General features: G+C 55.0%; 16 protein-coding genes. 8 read left to right on the top strand and 8 right to left on the bottom strand.

Going from position 1 to position 14,773, the window contains the following annotated elements:
• The first annotated feature begins 114 nt into the window (after positions 1 to 114).
• The 4 genes from ACT3T7_RS12345 to ACT3T7_RS12330 all read left to right on the top strand — a co-directional run bounded on the left by ACT3T7_RS12345 (position 115) and on the right by ACT3T7_RS12330 (position 3,701).
• Positions 115 to 1,425 (top strand): short-chain fatty acid transporter, encoded by a 1,311-nt coding sequence (locus ACT3T7_RS12345; protein WP_172117364.1) that lies wholly within the window; start codon positions 115 to 117, stop codon positions 1,423 to 1,425.
• Positions 1,426 to 1,465: 40 nt separating this feature from the next.
• Positions 1,466 to 1,981, top strand: a complete 516-nt coding sequence (locus ACT3T7_RS12340; protein WP_193053314.1) for an acyl-CoA thioesterase — start codon at positions 1,466 to 1,468, stop codon at positions 1,979 to 1,981.
• Positions 1,982 to 2,098: 117 nt separating this feature from the next.
• Positions 2,099 to 3,103 (top strand): ion transporter, encoded by a 1,005-nt coding sequence (locus ACT3T7_RS12335; protein WP_444631191.1) that lies wholly within the window; start codon positions 2,099 to 2,101, stop codon positions 3,101 to 3,103.
• Positions 3,096 to 3,701: a LysE family translocator gene (locus tag ACT3T7_RS12330; RefSeq protein WP_172117361.1), complete on the top strand. Its 606-nt coding sequence runs from the start codon at positions 3,096 to 3,098 to the stop codon at positions 3,699 to 3,701. Before ACT3T7_RS12335 ends, ACT3T7_RS12330 begins: the two co-directional genes overlap by 8 nt.
• On the opposite strand, the gene ACT3T7_RS12325 is transcribed toward ACT3T7_RS12330, so the two are convergent.
• Together ACT3T7_RS12325 and ACT3T7_RS12320 are read right to left on the bottom strand one after the other, a co-directional pair.
• Positions 3,698 to 4,051 (bottom strand): I78 family peptidase inhibitor, encoded by a 354-nt coding sequence (locus tag ACT3T7_RS12325; RefSeq protein ID WP_444631190.1) that lies wholly within the window; start codon positions 4,049 to 4,051, stop codon positions 3,698 to 3,700. The two genes, ACT3T7_RS12330 and ACT3T7_RS12325, sit on opposite strands and share 4 nt — an antisense overlap.
• Before the next feature lie 95 nt (positions 4,052 to 4,146).
• On the bottom strand, positions 4,147 to 4,278 hold the full coding sequence (locus ACT3T7_RS12320; protein ID WP_087105855.1) for an entericidin A/B family lipoprotein: 132 nt from the start codon (positions 4,276 to 4,278) through the stop codon (positions 4,147 to 4,149).
• Between the two features lie 187 nt (positions 4,279 to 4,465).
• Here ACT3T7_RS12320 and ACT3T7_RS12315 point away from each other — a divergent pair, with 187 nt between their 5' ends.
• Positions 4,466 to 4,885 (top strand): HIT domain-containing protein, encoded by a 420-nt coding sequence (locus ACT3T7_RS12315; RefSeq protein WP_172117359.1) that lies wholly within the window; start codon positions 4,466 to 4,468, stop codon positions 4,883 to 4,885.
• A gap of 6 nt (positions 4,886 to 4,891) precedes the next feature.
• Here the strand turns inward: ACT3T7_RS12315 and ACT3T7_RS12310 are convergent, their stop codons facing one another.
• The 4 genes from ACT3T7_RS12310 to ACT3T7_RS12295 are packed head-to-tail and all read right to left on the bottom strand — an operon-like array spanning position 4,892 to position 7,593.
• A complete protein-coding gene (locus ACT3T7_RS12310; RefSeq protein WP_444631189.1) occupies positions 4,892 to 5,920 on the bottom strand; it encodes a nickel/cobalt transporter in 1,029 nt (342 codons plus the stop codon).
• Positions 5,921 to 5,975: 55 nt separating this feature from the next.
• A complete protein-coding gene (locus ACT3T7_RS12305; protein ID WP_264298632.1) occupies positions 5,976 to 6,608 on the bottom strand; it encodes a DUF1007 family protein in 633 nt (210 codons plus the stop codon).
• Between the two features lie 53 nt (positions 6,609 to 6,661).
• The gene (locus tag ACT3T7_RS12300; RefSeq protein WP_444631188.1) at positions 6,662 to 7,036 is read right to left on the bottom strand and encodes a hypothetical protein; all 375 of its coding nucleotides are present in this window, start codon (positions 7,034 to 7,036) and stop codon (positions 6,662 to 6,664) included.
• Positions 7,033 to 7,593: a hypothetical protein gene (locus ACT3T7_RS12295; RefSeq protein ID WP_444631187.1), complete on the bottom strand. Its 561-nt coding sequence runs from the start codon at positions 7,591 to 7,593 to the stop codon at positions 7,033 to 7,035. The genes ACT3T7_RS12300 and ACT3T7_RS12295 overlap by 4 nt, the downstream gene beginning before the upstream one ends.
• Before the next feature lie 121 nt (positions 7,594 to 7,714).
• On the opposite strand from ACT3T7_RS12295, the gene ACT3T7_RS12290 reads away from it, so the two are divergent.
• Positions 7,715 to 8,854 (top strand): glycerate kinase, encoded by a 1,140-nt coding sequence (locus ACT3T7_RS12290; RefSeq protein ID WP_444631186.1) that lies wholly within the window; start codon positions 7,715 to 7,717, stop codon positions 8,852 to 8,854.
• Between the two features lie 233 nt (positions 8,855 to 9,087).
• Positions 9,088 to 9,564 carry a Dps family protein gene (locus tag ACT3T7_RS12285; RefSeq protein WP_172117354.1) on the top strand — a complete coding sequence of 159 codons (477 nt, stop codon included), beginning with the start codon at positions 9,088 to 9,090 and terminating at the stop codon, positions 9,562 to 9,564.
• A 71-nt stretch (positions 9,565 to 9,635) separates the two neighbouring features.
• On the opposite strand, the gene ACT3T7_RS12280 is transcribed toward ACT3T7_RS12285, so the two are convergent.
• Both ACT3T7_RS12280 and ACT3T7_RS12275 read right to left on the bottom strand, forming a co-directional pair.
• Complete coding sequence (locus tag ACT3T7_RS12280; RefSeq protein ID WP_444631185.1) at positions 9,636 to 11,102, bottom strand: aminoacyl-histidine dipeptidase; 1,467 nt, start codon at positions 11,100 to 11,102, stop codon at positions 9,636 to 9,638.
• A 39-nt stretch (positions 11,103 to 11,141) separates the two neighbouring features.
• On the bottom strand, positions 11,142 to 13,289 hold the full coding sequence (locus tag ACT3T7_RS12275) for a tRNA(Met) cytidine acetyltransferase TmcA (RefSeq protein ID WP_193056825.1): 2,148 nt from the start codon (positions 13,287 to 13,289) through the stop codon (positions 11,142 to 11,144).
• A gap of 365 nt (positions 13,290 to 13,654) precedes the next feature.
• Between ACT3T7_RS12275 and dctP the strand changes: the two genes are divergently transcribed.
• Positions 13,655 to 14,758, top strand: coding sequence for a TRAP transporter substrate-binding protein DctP (gene dctP / locus ACT3T7_RS12270; RefSeq protein WP_193056824.1), 1,104 nt, complete (start codon positions 13,655 to 13,657; stop codon positions 14,756 to 14,758).
• The last annotated feature ends 15 nt before the right edge of the window (positions 14,759 to 14,773 follow it).

Here is a 14,773-nt window from a genome sequence, read left to right as displayed (position 1 = left end):
TCCCGTTATTGGCTAGCTGCGCTATCGTTCTAAAGTACGTCTTTAAATGTGAAAGCCATGGCGCATCACCGTATATTAGCCATGTACTTCCTATAACAAACAAGAGAGCCCGCCATGCTAAAAATGATATCGAAACCAGCGGTTAAGCTGGTTGAGCGTTATCTACCCGACCCGTATATTTTTGTTTTGCTACTGACGATCGTGGCGGCCGCTGCCGCCATTGCCGTGGAGCGCCAAACGCCCCTTGCGGTGATGCGCATGTGGGGAGACGGCTTTTGGGGCTTGTTAACCTTCTCGATGCAAATGCTGCTGGTCCTGGTAACCGGCTTTATGCTGGCAAGCTCACCACCCGTGAAGCGTATCCTGCAAAAGCTTGCCGGAACGGCAAAAAGTGCCGGTGGCGCGATTATCCTGGTGACGCTGGTCTCGCTTGTGGCCAGCTGGATTAACTGGGGATTTGGCCTGGTGGTGGGGGCACTGTTTGCCAAGGAGTTAGCTCGGTTGGTACGCGTGGATTACCGCTTGCTCGTGGCGAGTGCCTACTCGGGCTTCATCGTGTGGCACGGTGGCCTTGCGGGTTCCGTGCCGCTGACTATCGCCACCGAAGGACACTTCACTGCCGATGCGATTGGCGTGATTGGCACCGGCTCAACGATCTTCGCCTTTTTTAACCTGGCGATTGTTGTGTGTCTGTTTATCGCGGTACCACTGGTTAATCGGTTAATGCTGCCCGACGAAAAAGACAGTGTGTATGTCGATAGCAAGCTGCTTGAAGATGCCCCCGCGCCGAAGGAGCGTATTACCCGCCCGGCGGAAAAACTCGAAAATAGCCTGGTACTTTCGCTACTGGTGGGCGTGCCGGGGCTTTTGTATCTGCTTGATCACTTTATTCTTCGGGGCGGCGGTTTAAACCTGAATATCGTGAACTTTCTGTTTCTGTTTTTAGCTATCGTACTTCATCGCACGCCACGCAGTTTGCTTATTAGCCTTAACGAAGCCATTAAGGGTGGCGCTGGCATCGTTATTCAGTTTCCGTTTTATGCCGGCATTATGGCCATTATGGTGCAGTCAGGCTTGGCCCAAAGCATGTCGGAGTGGCTAATCTCGTTTGCGACAGCAACCTCGCTGCCCTTTTGGTCGTTTATTAGCGCCGGCATTGTTAACCTGTTTGTGCCTTCCGGCGGCGGCCAGTGGGCAGTGCAAGCGCCCGTGATGCTGCCAGCGGCCCAGGCGCTGGGTGCCGATATCTCACGGGTGGCCATGGCCGTTGCCTGGGGCGATGCCTGGACTAACTTGCTGCAACCTTTCTGGGCGCTGCCGGTGCTTGCCATCGCTGGCCTAAAAGCCAAAGATATTATGGGCTTCTGCCTGATTCAGCTGTTTGTCACCGGGGTGATTATTTCCATAGGCTTGGTCTGGTTCTAAGCTTTTATCTGCCCGCCGCAGCGTTAACCAAGGACACGTTATGTCAGATGCCGCACACACGGCCTTACCAGGACAGCATGAGCTGTCAATGACCGTACTAATGACGCCCGATATGGCGAACTTCAGCGGTAAAGTACACGGGGGCGCTATTCTTAAAAAACTGGATGAAGTCGCTTACGCTTGTGCCAGCCGCTATTCGGGCCACTATGTCGTCACCCTTTCCGTCGACCAGGTGCTATTTAAACAGCCCATTCACGTGGGCGAACTCGTCACTTTTTTGGCCTGCGTTAACCATGTTGGTCGCTCCTCAATGGAGATCGGCATTAAGGTGGTCGCCGAAGATATCCGTAATAAGCTCATCCGCCATACCAACAGTTGCTACCTCACCATGGTCGCGGTGGACCCTGACGGAAAACCCGCCAGCGTTCCCCCTTTGACGCTTACCACCCCTATTCAACAGCTCCGTTTTGAAAAAGCAGCACTGCGAAAAAAGCATCGTAAACAGACAGAGCAGGAAGAAAAACTTACCCAGCAGCACTATCAGGCGCAGGCTTAACTGCCAGGCGCAGGCTTAATAGGCTAGCCCGGATATTACGAGGCGTCGCAGGCAGCGGCCGAATCAGGTGGGCTAAGCGCTTGATGCTGCTTTAATACCCATTCACAAGGAGGTTACATGCCCACCAGACGGCGCTACCCACAATTGCCCAAGCCCGTTGAGTACGCTCATATTGGCTGGGATTTACTGATTCTCATCGCGGTGGTGCTTAATTTAGGGCTTTTGCTGTTTGATTCACTGTTTTTAATCGAGCCTGTTAACCAGGCCATTGCAGGCCTGGCACCCACCTTTTATACATTTTACGACACCCAAGTCCATAGCCGCTTTTTTACGATTGATCTGTTCTTTGTCGCTTTTTTTGTTGCCGATGTTCTGCTGGGCTGGACCGTCGCCGTGGCCGAAAGGCGCTATCATCGCTGGTTTTTCTACCCCTTTGTGCACTGGTATGACGTTCTGGGCTGTATTCCATTAAGCGGTTTTCGCCTACTCAGAATACTGCGTGTGGTGTCATTACTTCATCGCTTACATCGTCTGCGGCTTATTAATATTACTCACTGGTCGATATATCAATTTTTCTTTAAATATTACGATATCCTGCTTGAAGAACTTTCTGATCGTATCGCGCTACGGCTTTTGGGCAATGTACAGCAGCAAATTCTGGCCAGCGACTCGCTAACTGAGCGGGTGGTCGACCGAGTCATCATGCCGCGCAAAAAGCAGTTGATTAGTGAAATTGTGCAGCGTCTGGAAAGTACCGTGGGCGAGGCGTACCAACAAAATCGCACGCACGCGATGCAAGCCATTGATGAACTTGTAAGCCGCACGCTACGTGAAAGTCCTGAGATTCAGCGCTTGCACCGCCTGCCGATGGGCCAAACCGCCACGAATGCCATGCAGGCGTCTATTAGCGGCGTTGCCCAACGGTTAGTGGATGAGCTTGCGCTGGGCATCCACTCTCCCGAGTTTAGGCAAGTGGTTGAACGCACCGCAGAGAGCGGCTTTAACAGCTGGCTGACCGTCGATGAAGGCAGCCAACGAATCACAGAATTGGTGCTTTACGATATGCTTGAAATGCTTAAAGAGCAGGTGAATCGCCAGCGTTGGAAGGATCGTTATGAATAGTCAGTGGGTTATTCTTGGGCCAGCCGCCCTTTACATGATGTCGATGACCCTAACGCCCGGCCCTAATAACATTATGTTAACCGCGTCAGGCGCCAACTTTGGCTTTAAACGCACGCTGCCACATATGGTGGGTATTGTCGGCGGCTGCTTTTTGCTGTTTTTCAGTATTGCTTTGGGGTTAGGCGTGCTGTTTGAGCGCTATCCTTCCCTACAATTCGCCCTGCGCTGGTTAGGCAGTGCTTACTTGCTCTACCTCGCATGGAAAATTGCCAGCGCGCCACCGCCTGATTTAAAGAGCAAGGCACACAGCGTACCCCTTACCTTCTGGCAGGCCGCTGCGTTTCAATTCGCCAATCCCAAGGCGTGGGTCATGGGGCTTGCGTTAATCGCGGGGTTTATTCCTGATCAGGGTTCAACCGTTGCAAACGCGTTAATCCTGGTGGGTTTTGTAGAGCTGGTTGCCTTCCCCTGTTTGGCGCTATGGGCGGGGTTTGGCATGGCGATCGGTCATTGGATTAAAAGCGACGGTGCCTGGCGAATATTTAACGTCACCATGGGAGTGCTCACCGCCGCTTGTGTAGTGCTGATATTGCGCTAACCGCAGCGTAAAGCTTCGACCGTTTCATTACTATCAACATGGATATTCAAGCGGTCCGGTCGGTGGTCCATAGTGGCCACATCGCTTGGACGTAGCACGCGCACCTGGCGCGACTGACTTTCGCTTTGCAACTGCGAAACGTTCGCTTCATCGAAGGCCTCGCCTATGGCGTAGCGAATTGAGGCGGTATCGCAGCTGTCCATGGGTATCGGTTGGCCATTTTGATCACCCGAACCCGACGTTCTAGCCGCGTCAGAACCGGCAGCGCATGCAGAAAGCAGAACAATGCCGCCGCTGGCGGCTAATAATTTCACGTACTGAAACCCATAAGTGAATCGCCACGTATTCATAAACCTACCCCGAATGATTATTAACATGCAGGCCAAACACACAGTGGGCCAGGCAATTGCCTGGCCCACTCAACATCGTCAAGGGTTCATGGACCTTAGCTTGCGGCGTCCTGAACGGCCTGGCCGCCTCTTTCCACATCCTGGCCTGCGCCAGCCACCGTGTTACAACCGGCCAACGCGCCTGCTGTCATAAGTAGAATAAAACCAGTCGCTAAAAGTTTTTTCATTTGAGTTCTCCTTAACGTGTCTAGCAACAGCCCTTTAGTAGCGTCTACCCTTTCCAAGGGGTACTTTCAGCGTAACAGTGTTTGGTTAATTTCGCCTGTTTTCCCGAAGGTTGCTCCCTACACCGCGTCATCTACCCAAAGCATCGGCTATCATATACACCATTGAAGACTACCTGGAGCGCGCTCTTTGAACGATTTCACTCTCGACCAACGTCTGGATGCTGACACCTTCCCCATCGCCGACCTGCCACTTTGCCGTGTGCTGTTAATGAATGATGCGCGCTATCCTTGGGTGATTCTGGTGCCTCGGCTGAATAATATCAGCGAAGTATTTGAGCTTTCCGAGCCTGACCAGGCCCAGTTATGGCGGGAAGCCACCCAACTGGGCAACGTGATGAAAACCCTCTTCGAGGGCGATAAATTGAATATCGCCACCTTGGGCAACGTCGTCAAACAGCTGCATATCCACGTGGTCGTGCGCCACCAGGCTGATGCCACTTGGCCTGCGCCGGTATGGGGCAATGGCAGCGCCGAACCGTATGAGTTGGAGTCACTTGCCGACCTACGCGATCAACTTATTGCGCATATTGACCGCTTAAACGCTTAGCTGCTGTCAGGGCCTTAAAAGCGGACTGCTTTGCCTTGCGGGCGGCTCGCCAAGCAAGGGCGCCCCGGCGGGTTGAGAAACACTCGTCGTGACAAGCATAACGCCCAATAAAACAATCAATATGCCGCCGGCAAGCGCCGCCCAGCCCACCACTTTATGCGCCGACTGAGAAGCGTGCTGCTGCCTGGCTAAACGCCGCGTTGCCCAGCGACGTGCAAACACGCTGGCAAGCGCCAACGCCGACACCGTCATTCCTGTACCCAGCGACATGGCCAGTACCGACAAAACGCCAACATAAAATTGCCCCAATAGGCTGGCGGCGCCGAGTAAAAGTACCGCGCCACTGCAAGGACGCATACCAATCGCACCGACCGTCATGATGGCGGTACGCCAATCCAACGCTTGCTCGGGTTCAATATGATGCGCGCCGCCACAGCAGTGGTGGTGGCCATGGCTGTGATCGTGATTGAGATGATGGCCATTGCCGTGGTCGTGCTGAACCGGATAAAACGCAATAGGCTGATAAGCGCGGCGCAGCTGCTTGTAAGCCCGAACGCATAGCCAAACACCCAATAGCGTTATGAGTAAAAAACTGGCCTGCTCAACCCAAACAACACTGCCCATCGCCTGACGCGTTAGCCACCCCAGGCCGTGCACCAAAATGGCCACCATGACAATGGCAGTCACGCCTTGCAACAGCGACGCGGCAAACGAAAGCCCTAATGCTCGCCGCACGGCGCCCCCATGAGAGGCCAGATACGTTGCCAGCACCGCCTTCCCGTGCCCTGGCCCTGCCGCGTGAAAAACGCCGTAACCAAAACTGACGCTCAATAATACCCACCAGGTGGCTTGAGAAGGTTCGCGGGCAAGCTCGGTAATCGCCAGCGTGAGCGAGCGGTTAAAGCTCCGCTGCCAAGCCAGCATCTGGTAGCTTGTGCCCTGTAATCCCCCTTCCCATAAAAATATCACTGCCCCAGCAGCAAGTGCTAATAGCGCAATCAGCATAATGGGCCTGCGCATAACGAGTGATCGCATAAAGCACTACCTTATTTCATACATTCATAGAATTCGTCGGGTCTGCAGCTTGTGATTAGCGGCAATCAACACGCCCTGTTTCGGCAAAAAACCGTCCAAGCCCTGGTTCGGCTTCCTCATCCTGGTCCAGCAGAGCAGCTTGCAGGACCAGCTCAGGGTCAGGTTCGGCGATTAAGATGCTTAGCTCGCAGGCAGGTTCCCCGTGCAGCACCAAGGCGTCGTCTTTAGGCTGGTTATTTTCTGACTCATGAACCATCTCGATATAATACGTTGGATCGTATATTTGATAATCAAGCACGTGGCCCGCCAAGGGTTGGGGCGTTTGTAGCGGGAGGATAAACGTAAAGCTAAGCCGCCCGTCATGCTCCCTGGCCGTGTATTCGGTTACCTCGCCCAATGCCAACGGCTCGCCATCCAGACGAACGTCTGTAAAGTAGTGCTGACCCGCAAGATTATCGCGTATTTCAGTGCCTAACCGGTCAAGCCCAACCTCCAGGCTAACGCCATCCACATGCTGGAGCTCTTCAAACACCACCAGGCTATAAAAAGGGTCCATCCGCCATGCGTGATGCAACCCGCGCACAACGCCCTCCTCGTCGGTCATGACTCGGATACTGAAATCAATCCAGCCATGCGGATGTGCGGTTGCAAGCGGGCTCATCAGCAAGCCGATCAATCCAGCGCCCAGCGCCCAACATTTGCCGCTATAAAAAGTACTTACTCTTTGATCACCACACTGCTTCACGGTGCTAATCCCAACGTTGCTTGTAAATCCACTAGCCACGGATCCAATAAATAAGGCGCCAATGGTTGATTGCCACGCCAGGCCATGACACTCACCTGGCTACCACTCCCGGCTTCACTCACCTGCAGTTGCAAACGGTATTCAGGCCAGCGGGCTAGCGAGGCTTCTGCACGCCCTAGGGCCAAATCGGCGTGGCGTACCACATACCCTTGCTTCATCATCAGCTCGACAGCGCTTCGAAACGTCGTGTCGACCGAGGTTGGATAGACAAGTTCACGCGGGACAGACGGCGACGTCGTTGCACAGCCGGTAAGCCATGCCCCCAAAAGCATCAAGCCCACCCACCTGATATCCCAACGGCCTCGCCTCATAACCCTCTCCCGGTTGGCACCCTGTATTGCTCAAGCGCCGTTTGAAAGCGCTGACAAAAATCATCGTTGCTCGCGCTGTACGACTCCCGCATATCGCCCAGATGGTCGAAGCGGCGGATATCGCGCGAGATACGAATATGGTCGTCGTGGATCAGGAGTGAGACCCGCTCGACCTCGACTGGCTGCTGTTGCAGCCCGCCCCCAAAGCCCATTCCGATGCCGATACCGCCGCCGCCTCCCACTCCAAACCCGCCGAAGGCACGTATGCCGCGCCCATAACCGTAGGCGTTATCATAAGGGTCGTAATAGCCACGCAGCGCTTGAGTGCGGCTAGCGGTAACCAGGCCTAACGTCGCATCCGTCGAATTCAGTTCAAATCCCGATTCGGTGAGCAGCGCAACGCTTTGGCGAAGCACTTCCTGGGAGTCTCTTTCAGCACTGTTAGAAAAATAGCAGGCCGCTGAGGGGGCAGGCTCGGCCTGGGGCAGACGGTCTGGCGTCACCTGGCATCCAGCCAGCGCCAGCAGGCAGGTTAAGCTAATCGGTATCGACTTCATGTTAGATCCTCAAGCGATGATCACAACGGGTCTATCAGCAACTGGTCTATCAGCAAGCAGCGCGTTAAGCTCCTCTCATCATTACAATAGATTAGAGACCGTCATTTGCGGAGATTGTGCGATGAATATCCTGCTTTGCCCCGATAGTTTTAAAGACGCCCTAAGCGCTGAATTAGCAGCCAAGGCGATGGCTAAAGGCGTACGTAGTGCGGTCCCCGGCGCGCAAACACACTGCTGCCCGTTGGCTGATGGTGGCGAAGGAAGTCTGGATGCATTAATTGCCGCAACCGGTGCCAAGCGGTGCTATCAAACGGTTCACGATGCACTTGGACGACCCCGCGATGCCGCCTGGGGTTGGCTTAGCGAACAGCGTACCGCGTTTATCGAACTGGCAGAAGCCAGCGGATTACAACACTTAAGCCCTCAAGAGCGCAACGCACTACAAACCTCCACCGTTGGGGTAGGTGAGTTATTTCTCGCAGCGCTTAACCAGGGCGCCGAAAACGTACTGCTACTGCTAGGAGGAAGCGCCACCAACGATGGCGGTGCTGGCATGCTACAAGCCCTGGGCGCCAGGTTTCAGGATGCACATGGCAAGCCGCTTGCGCCAGGCGGTGCTGCGCTTGCAGGCCTTGAATCGCTGGATATTTCTGGGCTGGACCCACGCTTGGCCTCACTCAACGTGGAAGCAGCGGTGGATGTGGATAACCCACTGCTGGGTGAACGGGGCGCCAGTGCGGTATTTGGCCCTCAAAAAGGCGCCTCCCCTGAAGAGGTAGCTCAGCTTGACCAAGCGCTTGCCCGCTTTGCCGATATTTGCGCCAGCACGTTGGCGCATGACTACCGAGACCTGCCCGGCGCAGGTGCCGCAGGCGGAATGGGGTTTGCAGCCAGCGCGTTTCTTAACGCGACGCTAAAACCGGGCATCGAATTGATTATGCAGCACGCGAATATGCTCACTCTGCTCAATAACGCCGACCTGATCATTACCGGTGAGGGACGCCTGGATGGGCAAAGCATGTCGGGCAAAACCCCCATTGGCGTTTCCCGTGCGGCCAAGCGCTTGGGTAAACCAGTGATTATTTTAGCGGGCAGCCTGGGCGATGACTGGCAAGCCTGTCTTGATGAAGGTGTAACCGCGGCCTTTGCCTTGGCCGATGGCCCCATGACGCTGGAGCAGGCTTTACCCAGAACAGCCGAGTTGCTGGCAGCACGCTGTGAAACAATTATTCGTTTATGGTTAACCCCGGCGGCCCCTTGAAAAATATCTCGAACGGCAGCATTACTGTTGTTAGGCAGCATTCGTGAAAGCCACGTCGATACATGGTCCGTTTTAAGATCCAGTTATTAAAACCGGGCGGTGTTGCCGTCACGGTAATGTCATAACGCTATGAGTACGATGCAAAAAACCTGTTTTGCAATGTTCCAGCAGCGTTTTATGCTAATCAAACGATTTGATAGCCGTGCTACACGGCTCCAACAAGGAGAGACAGCATGACCGATACCAATAGCATCGGCCTTCATGAAGGCAGTGCCAGCCAGCTTGCCGAGAAACTCAACCACCTGCTGGCGAACTACCAGATTTTTTACATGAACGTGCGCGGCTACCACTGGAACGTGAAGGGTAGCGACTTTTTTGAACTGCACGCCAAGTTTGAAGAGTTTTACACGGACCTGCTGACCAAGGTAGATGAAGTCGCCGAGCGTATCCTCACCTTGAGCCACAAGCCGGTGCATGCCTACAGTGACTACGCCACGCTTTCGCATATTCAGGAAGATAAAGACGTACACGACGGCAAAGCCTGCGTTAACGGCATTATCAAAGGATACCAGGTCCTGATTGAGCTTCAGCGCGAAGTGCTCTCACTCGCCTCTGACGCTGATGATGAAGGGACAGCCTCACTAGCCAGCGACTACATTCGCGAGCAGGAAAAAACCATCTGGATGCTGAACGCTTATCTCGGTAAGTGATAAGCGCTCTTCTTAGCGATAGATGCAAAAACGGCACCCTCGCGGTGCCGTTTTGTTTAGCCCGAGGTTGGCTAGCCTTTCTGGGCCAAATCTTCCATCAACGCGCGCAGCATACGCCAGAACTCATCGACCGATGCAAGCTCCACCCGCTCATCCGGGGAGTGAGCCCCACGAATCAGCGGGCCAAACGAGACCATATCCAGGTGGGGATATTTACTGCCCAGAATGCCGCACTCAAGCCCCGCGTGAATGACCTTAACAGCGGGTTCTTTCTCAAACAGCGCGGCATGGCGTTTGTTAAAAATCGCTAACAGCGCACTGCCAGGATTCGGCGCCCAACCGGGGTAGCTATTCTCGACACGGACACGTGCGCCAATCAACCCAAACAGTGCCTCAAAGCGGTCGGCCAAAGCGATCATTGCGGTATCGTGCAAGGAGCGTACCAGCGCACATAGATGCAAACGCCCCTCTTCCAGGCTGAGTACGCCCAGATTATTGGACGTTTCAACAACACCGGGCACATCAGCGCTCATGCGCTCGACGCCGCAGGGCGCTGCGTGAAGCGCGGCCACCAACATGGCACTGGCGTCCAGGGTTAGCGGGTCTACTGACACATTATTCACCGCACGCGTTGCCGTCAGCACCAGACCGCTATCGCCACTGCCAAGCTCGGCACGCAGGGTACTTTCCAGCGCCTTTAGCGCGTCGAAGGCGGCATCCACTTCGTCAGCGGGCAAGGCCAGCTGAGCAAACGCTTCACGAGGAATCGCATTACGCAGCGTGCCGCCGTGGTAGCTAACCAGCCGTCCATCAAACCCTTCAAGGGTACGCAGCGCACGCACCAGCAGGCGATTGGCATTGCCCAGCGGCTTGTGGATATCCATGCCTGAATGGCCGCCTTTAAGGCCTGTCAGTGCAATCTCGACCAGTTGCTCATCGTCGCGTAGCTTGGCACTGGGTAGCTGGGCATCCACCACCACATCGCCACCGCCCGCGCAGCCGATATACACTTCACCGCGGTCTTCACTGTCCAGGTTAAGCAGCAATGAGCCTTTCAGCCAGTTCTCTGCCAGGTTCAGCGCGCCCCCCATTGAGGTCTCTTCTTCCAGAGTAAACAGCGCTTCAAGCGGACCATGGGTGAGCTCTGCATCCTCAAGCACGGCAAGAATAGCCGCTACGCCCATTCCGTTGTCAGCCCCAAGCGTCGTACCCTCAGCATGCAACCAACCATCGGCGACGTAGGTGCTTATTGGATCACGCGAAAAATCATGAGCGCTGTCAGCATTGGCCTGGGCCACCATATCCAGATGGCCCTGCAAAATAACCCCTGGGGCGTGTTCGCAGCCAGGTGATGCCGGCTTACAAATGCGTAAATTGCCAAAACTATCGCGGTCGTGAGCAAGCCCTTGAGCATCGGCCCAGGCTTCTAGTATCGCGACCAACGCAGCTTCCTGGCCAGAAGGGCGCGGCGTATTACACAGCGTACGAAAATGGCGCCAAACGATAGGCGGCGTTAACGCGTCTAAATGTGCGTTCATAAAAACTCTTCATTATCGGTAACCGACCCACTTTACTCCTCAAGGCGACGAGGGAAAAGCATGCATTGATGCCACCTGCCCCACCGCTTGGCGTAGTGCACGAACGGACGCATTATGCGCAGCGGCTAAAGGCTGGTTTTGAAAAGCCCACGCCGCCAGTTGGTGGTGTGCGGTTGCCATGCCTGATGAGGGCACGTGGCTGGCTTCTCGCGCCAGCGCTTGTAGCGCAGGTCGCGCCAGCGCCGGGTCACGATGCGCATAGGCGACATCGTTGATGGCTTGGCGCTCTTCTGGGGTTAGCGGTGTAGAAGGCAGCCCACGTAGTAACAGTGTGACTACCTCGGCGGGCAGCGCGGTTAATTCAAACGCCAGCAAGCTGGGTAACGCAGCGCTGAACCCTGCCGTTAACGAATGCAGTACCGCGCGCCCCTCAACGTTCAGCGCTTTGGCAACCATCACCGCAAATTCCCCGGTAGCCGCTTCACGGGTGATGCCCAGCCGCACGGGCTGAAACCCTTGAGCAAGCCAGAAACGCAGTAGCGACGCTTCGGCGCCGAAGGTGGCGCCATAAAGCGCAATGCCTTGCTGCGTGGCCTCCTGAACATCCTCGGCAATAAGTTGTTGCCCCAGGCCTTCCCGGCGGCGGTCTGGATGAGTAGCGATACGCACGACACGCCGCCAGCGGGCGGTCAGTGCTGTACGGCTGCCCACGTGGGCGGCCAGCGACTGCGCCATCAAATGCCCTTGCGGGCGGCGCTCGCCCCGTGCGACTTGCTCGGCAAGCGAGGCATCAAAACCGCCCTCTTCTCGTGCCACCAGAACCGCTTGAGGGGCATGTTTGTGCCCCAGTAGACGCAGCGTGGTTCCGGGTCCGTCTAACAGCTGACGCACGTCACCTGGAGAGGTCCGGTAGTGAGACTGCACCAACAGGCCAAACAGCGCTTCAAGAGCAGCTTCCTCCTGGGCAAGGCAAGCACGTTCGAGTGTATATGAACTATCCGCGTCATCGTCACGTTGCCCTAAGGCTGGCAAAGGCGCCTTGAGTAGCAGCAACCGGTTGATCGCGGCTTCAAGAGGATCACCGGCATTCCAGCGGATGGGGGTGTCCAGCGTCAAGGCTTTCCATTGCGGCGTCAGCCGGGTCAATACGTCTTTAAAGCGCAAGGCAAACCCTCGCCCTGAACCTTCGTAGCCATCAACGGTGGTCGCAAACGCAATACGCGGAAACGCCGCCAGCCACTGACCCAACAAGGCAGCAGGAATCGCCGCGGCTTCATCCACCATTAAATAGCTGCCATCGCCTCCCAACTGTTTGGCCGCAACCTGCTCGGTAAGTACATCCGGGGGCAAAAAGCTCAGCTCGCGGTTATCTGCGAGTTGAAAGCGCCCTGGGGCGATGCGCGCTCCGTCAGGGCACAGGGCTTCAAGCCGAGCGAACAGACTCTCCACGGCGCTTAACCTGGGAGCCGTGACAATGATATTCGAGGTCCCGTTTTCTAAAAGGCGTGCGCAAGCGATTCCAAGCGCGGCACTTTTACCCCGCCCACGATCAGCGGTAATCACCACTGGGCGGCGGCGCTTCAAACGTACAAGCTGGGCAACGATAGCCGATTGATCCGCCGTGAGACACGCGCTATCGCTAACGCTCTGTGGACAATTCGTGCTGGCGGGTAAACGGGGAAGCTTTGGCACTCCAGGGGCATGCCAAGGGATAACATCTGTACGCTCATAAAGCAGGCGAGCCAATCGCGCCAGATAGTGCGACGTTAACTGCTCCCAGTGCCAAGGGTGGTCAGCAAAACGCGCGTAATCCGGGTCCGGATGACGACCCCAAGGCTTGGGAGTAATAAGCACCAGCAAGCCTCCCGCTATCAACGTGCCTGCCAGCGCGCCTAGCGCGTCAGGATCAAGGCCCGCCTCACCACTGGCATCCAGCACGATGAGCTGATGCTCTGCACCTAAACGCGTGCGCGCCTTACGGGGCGTTATCCAGGGCGCAACGGGCACATCATCGGCCTGATGAGCGACCCATAAAGGTGCTGCCCAGTTAGCCGCCTGCCACAGCCGATGCGCGTGGGCACGACATTCGCAAGGCCTACCGGTTAGCCATACCAGTTGACGCCAACGCCTCCTCTCCAGCCGCCTGGAATGGGCAACTAGCGCTTGAACTGGCCGCTCACTAATCATGCTTAACGTTCTCGTCAATCTGGCTGGTGATGACAACCCTGGCATCACGACTCCTGGCACACGCCCCCTAGTTAAGACTTTGGTTGAACAAAATATCTATTTTCAACGTTTATAGCCTCAACACGTTTTACAAAATGTGCAAACAAAAACAGCAAGCAATTGATTTAAAATAAAATATTGTCTTAATAAATGGAAAATTTAGTGTTTATTTACTTGGCTTACTGATATTGCGCCGCAGCGGGGAGAGTATGCTAACTTACTCTTGAAGCATCGCCACTTTACGTACGCGTCAACTTCTTAGCTACGCTTTCCTGCATCACGGTAACAAATACTAACAATGCCTTATGCCAACCAGGAAAAATAACATGAAAATGATCACTCGATTCAGCCTTACCAGTCTGGCGGCAAGCGTGACGTTAGCCGCACTCGCTACGACGGCACAAGCACAAGAGCAGTGGACAATGACTTCCACATGGCCTGACAACCTTGATCTCATCAAGATTGACCAGCATTGGGTTGAGCTGGTTAATAAATTGGCAGGCGATGAACTACAAATTAGTTTCCGGGCCGGAGGCACTCTGATGCCTGGCACCGAAGTGTTTGATGCGACTGAAACCGGCAGCATAGAAGCTGCAGGCGATTGGCCAGGTTACTGGGCAGGCTTAAATCCTGCTTTTTCACCACTAGCCACTACTACAAGCCTATTTAACGGCGTTGATTACCTTAACTGGATTCAGCAATGGGGCGGGCGTGAACTCTATGAAGATATTTATGGCCAGTTCAACATGATGTATCTGCCCTACGGTATTACTAACAACGAGTCCGGATTTATGGGCCGCACCCCCATTGCAAGTATTGCTGACCTTGAGGGCAAGCGTTTGCGTCTTTCAGGCCGTGACCAAGGGCGCGTACTGGAACAGCTGGGTGGCTCTCAAGTAACGCTTGCAGGGGGTGAAATTTACCAGGCGATAGAGCGCGGAGTGATTGACGCTGGTGAATTCTCAACACCCGGTGTTGACTACAATGCAGGCTTCGCCGAAGTCGCCGATAACTGGGCCACGCCGGGCTGGCATCAGTCGGCCAGCGTCTTTGGCGTAATGATTAATAAAGATGCTTGGGATGCACTTTCCGAGGAAACCCAAGAGAAATTACGTATCGCCGCGGATGCCACAATGGCTTGGTCGCTGGCCTGGTCTGAATTTGAGTCCAACGCGGCTACCCAGAAGTTTATTGATGCCGAGGTGACCATTAACCAGTTTTCAGAAGAAGATCTTGCACGCATTCAGGAAGTGACCAATCAGGTGATCGTGCAAGGCGCCTGTGAAAATCCCGATCATGCCAAGGTCTATCACTCCATGATTACCTATTTGCAGGATTATGCGACGTGGCGTGACGCTTCGGCCCCCTTCAATATGAGCCGAACCATGGATAATTTGCCGTCATTGGAAGAGATCGAAGCCTGCCTGTAAGGCGCTCATGTTTCG

The sequence above is a fragment of the Halomonas sp. 111 genome (assembly GCF_052379685.1).
In the GTDB taxonomy this organism is placed as follows: Bacteria; Pseudomonadota; Gammaproteobacteria; order Pseudomonadales; family Halomonadaceae; genus Vreelandella; species Vreelandella citrativorans.
This window is presented reverse-complemented; position numbering and strand designations above follow the sequence as displayed.

Excerpts from the sequence above, each read along its gene's own strand:
- ACT3T7_RS12345 (WP_172117364.1), top strand. The coding sequence starts at position 115 with ATGCTAAAAATGATATCGAAACCAGCGGTTAAGCTGGTTGAGCGTTAT.
- ACT3T7_RS12340 (WP_193053314.1), top strand. The coding sequence starts at position 1,466 with ATGTCAGATGCCGCACACACGGCCTTACCAGGACAGCATGAGCTGTCA.
- ACT3T7_RS12335 (WP_444631191.1), top strand. The coding sequence starts at position 2,099 with ATGCCCACCAGACGGCGCTACCCACAATTGCCCAAGCCCGTTGAGTAC.
- ACT3T7_RS12330 (WP_172117361.1), top strand. The coding sequence starts at position 3,096 with ATGAATAGTCAGTGGGTTATTCTTGGGCCAGCCGCCCTTTACATGATG.
- ACT3T7_RS12325 (WP_444631190.1), bottom strand. The coding sequence starts at position 4,051 with ATGAATACGTGGCGATTCACTTATGGGTTTCAGTACGTGAAATTATTA.
- ACT3T7_RS12320 (WP_087105855.1), bottom strand. The coding sequence starts at position 4,278 with ATGAAAAAACTTTTAGCGACTGGTTTTATTCTACTTATGACAGCAGGC.
- ACT3T7_RS12310 (WP_444631189.1), bottom strand. The coding sequence starts at position 5,920 with ATGCGATCACTCGTTATGCGCAGGCCCATTATGCTGATTGCGCTATTA.
- ACT3T7_RS12300 (WP_444631188.1), bottom strand. The coding sequence starts at position 7,036 with ATGAGGCGAGGCCGTTGGGATATCAGGTGGGTGGGCTTGATGCTTTTG.
- ACT3T7_RS12295 (WP_444631187.1), bottom strand. The coding sequence starts at position 7,593 with ATGAAGTCGATACCGATTAGCTTAACCTGCCTGCTGGCGCTGGCTGGA.
- ACT3T7_RS12290 (WP_444631186.1), top strand. The coding sequence starts at position 7,715 with ATGAATATCCTGCTTTGCCCCGATAGTTTTAAAGACGCCCTAAGCGCT.
- ACT3T7_RS12285 (WP_172117354.1), top strand. The coding sequence starts at position 9,088 with ATGACCGATACCAATAGCATCGGCCTTCATGAAGGCAGTGCCAGCCAG.
- ACT3T7_RS12280 (WP_444631185.1), bottom strand. The coding sequence starts at position 11,102 with ATGAACGCACATTTAGACGCGTTAACGCCGCCTATCGTTTGGCGCCAT.
- ACT3T7_RS12275 (WP_193056825.1), bottom strand. The coding sequence starts at position 13,289 with ATGATTAGTGAGCGGCCAGTTCAAGCGCTAGTTGCCCATTCCAGGCGG.
- dctP (WP_193056824.1), top strand. The coding sequence starts at position 13,655 with ATGAAAATGATCACTCGATTCAGCCTTACCAGTCTGGCGGCAAGCGTG.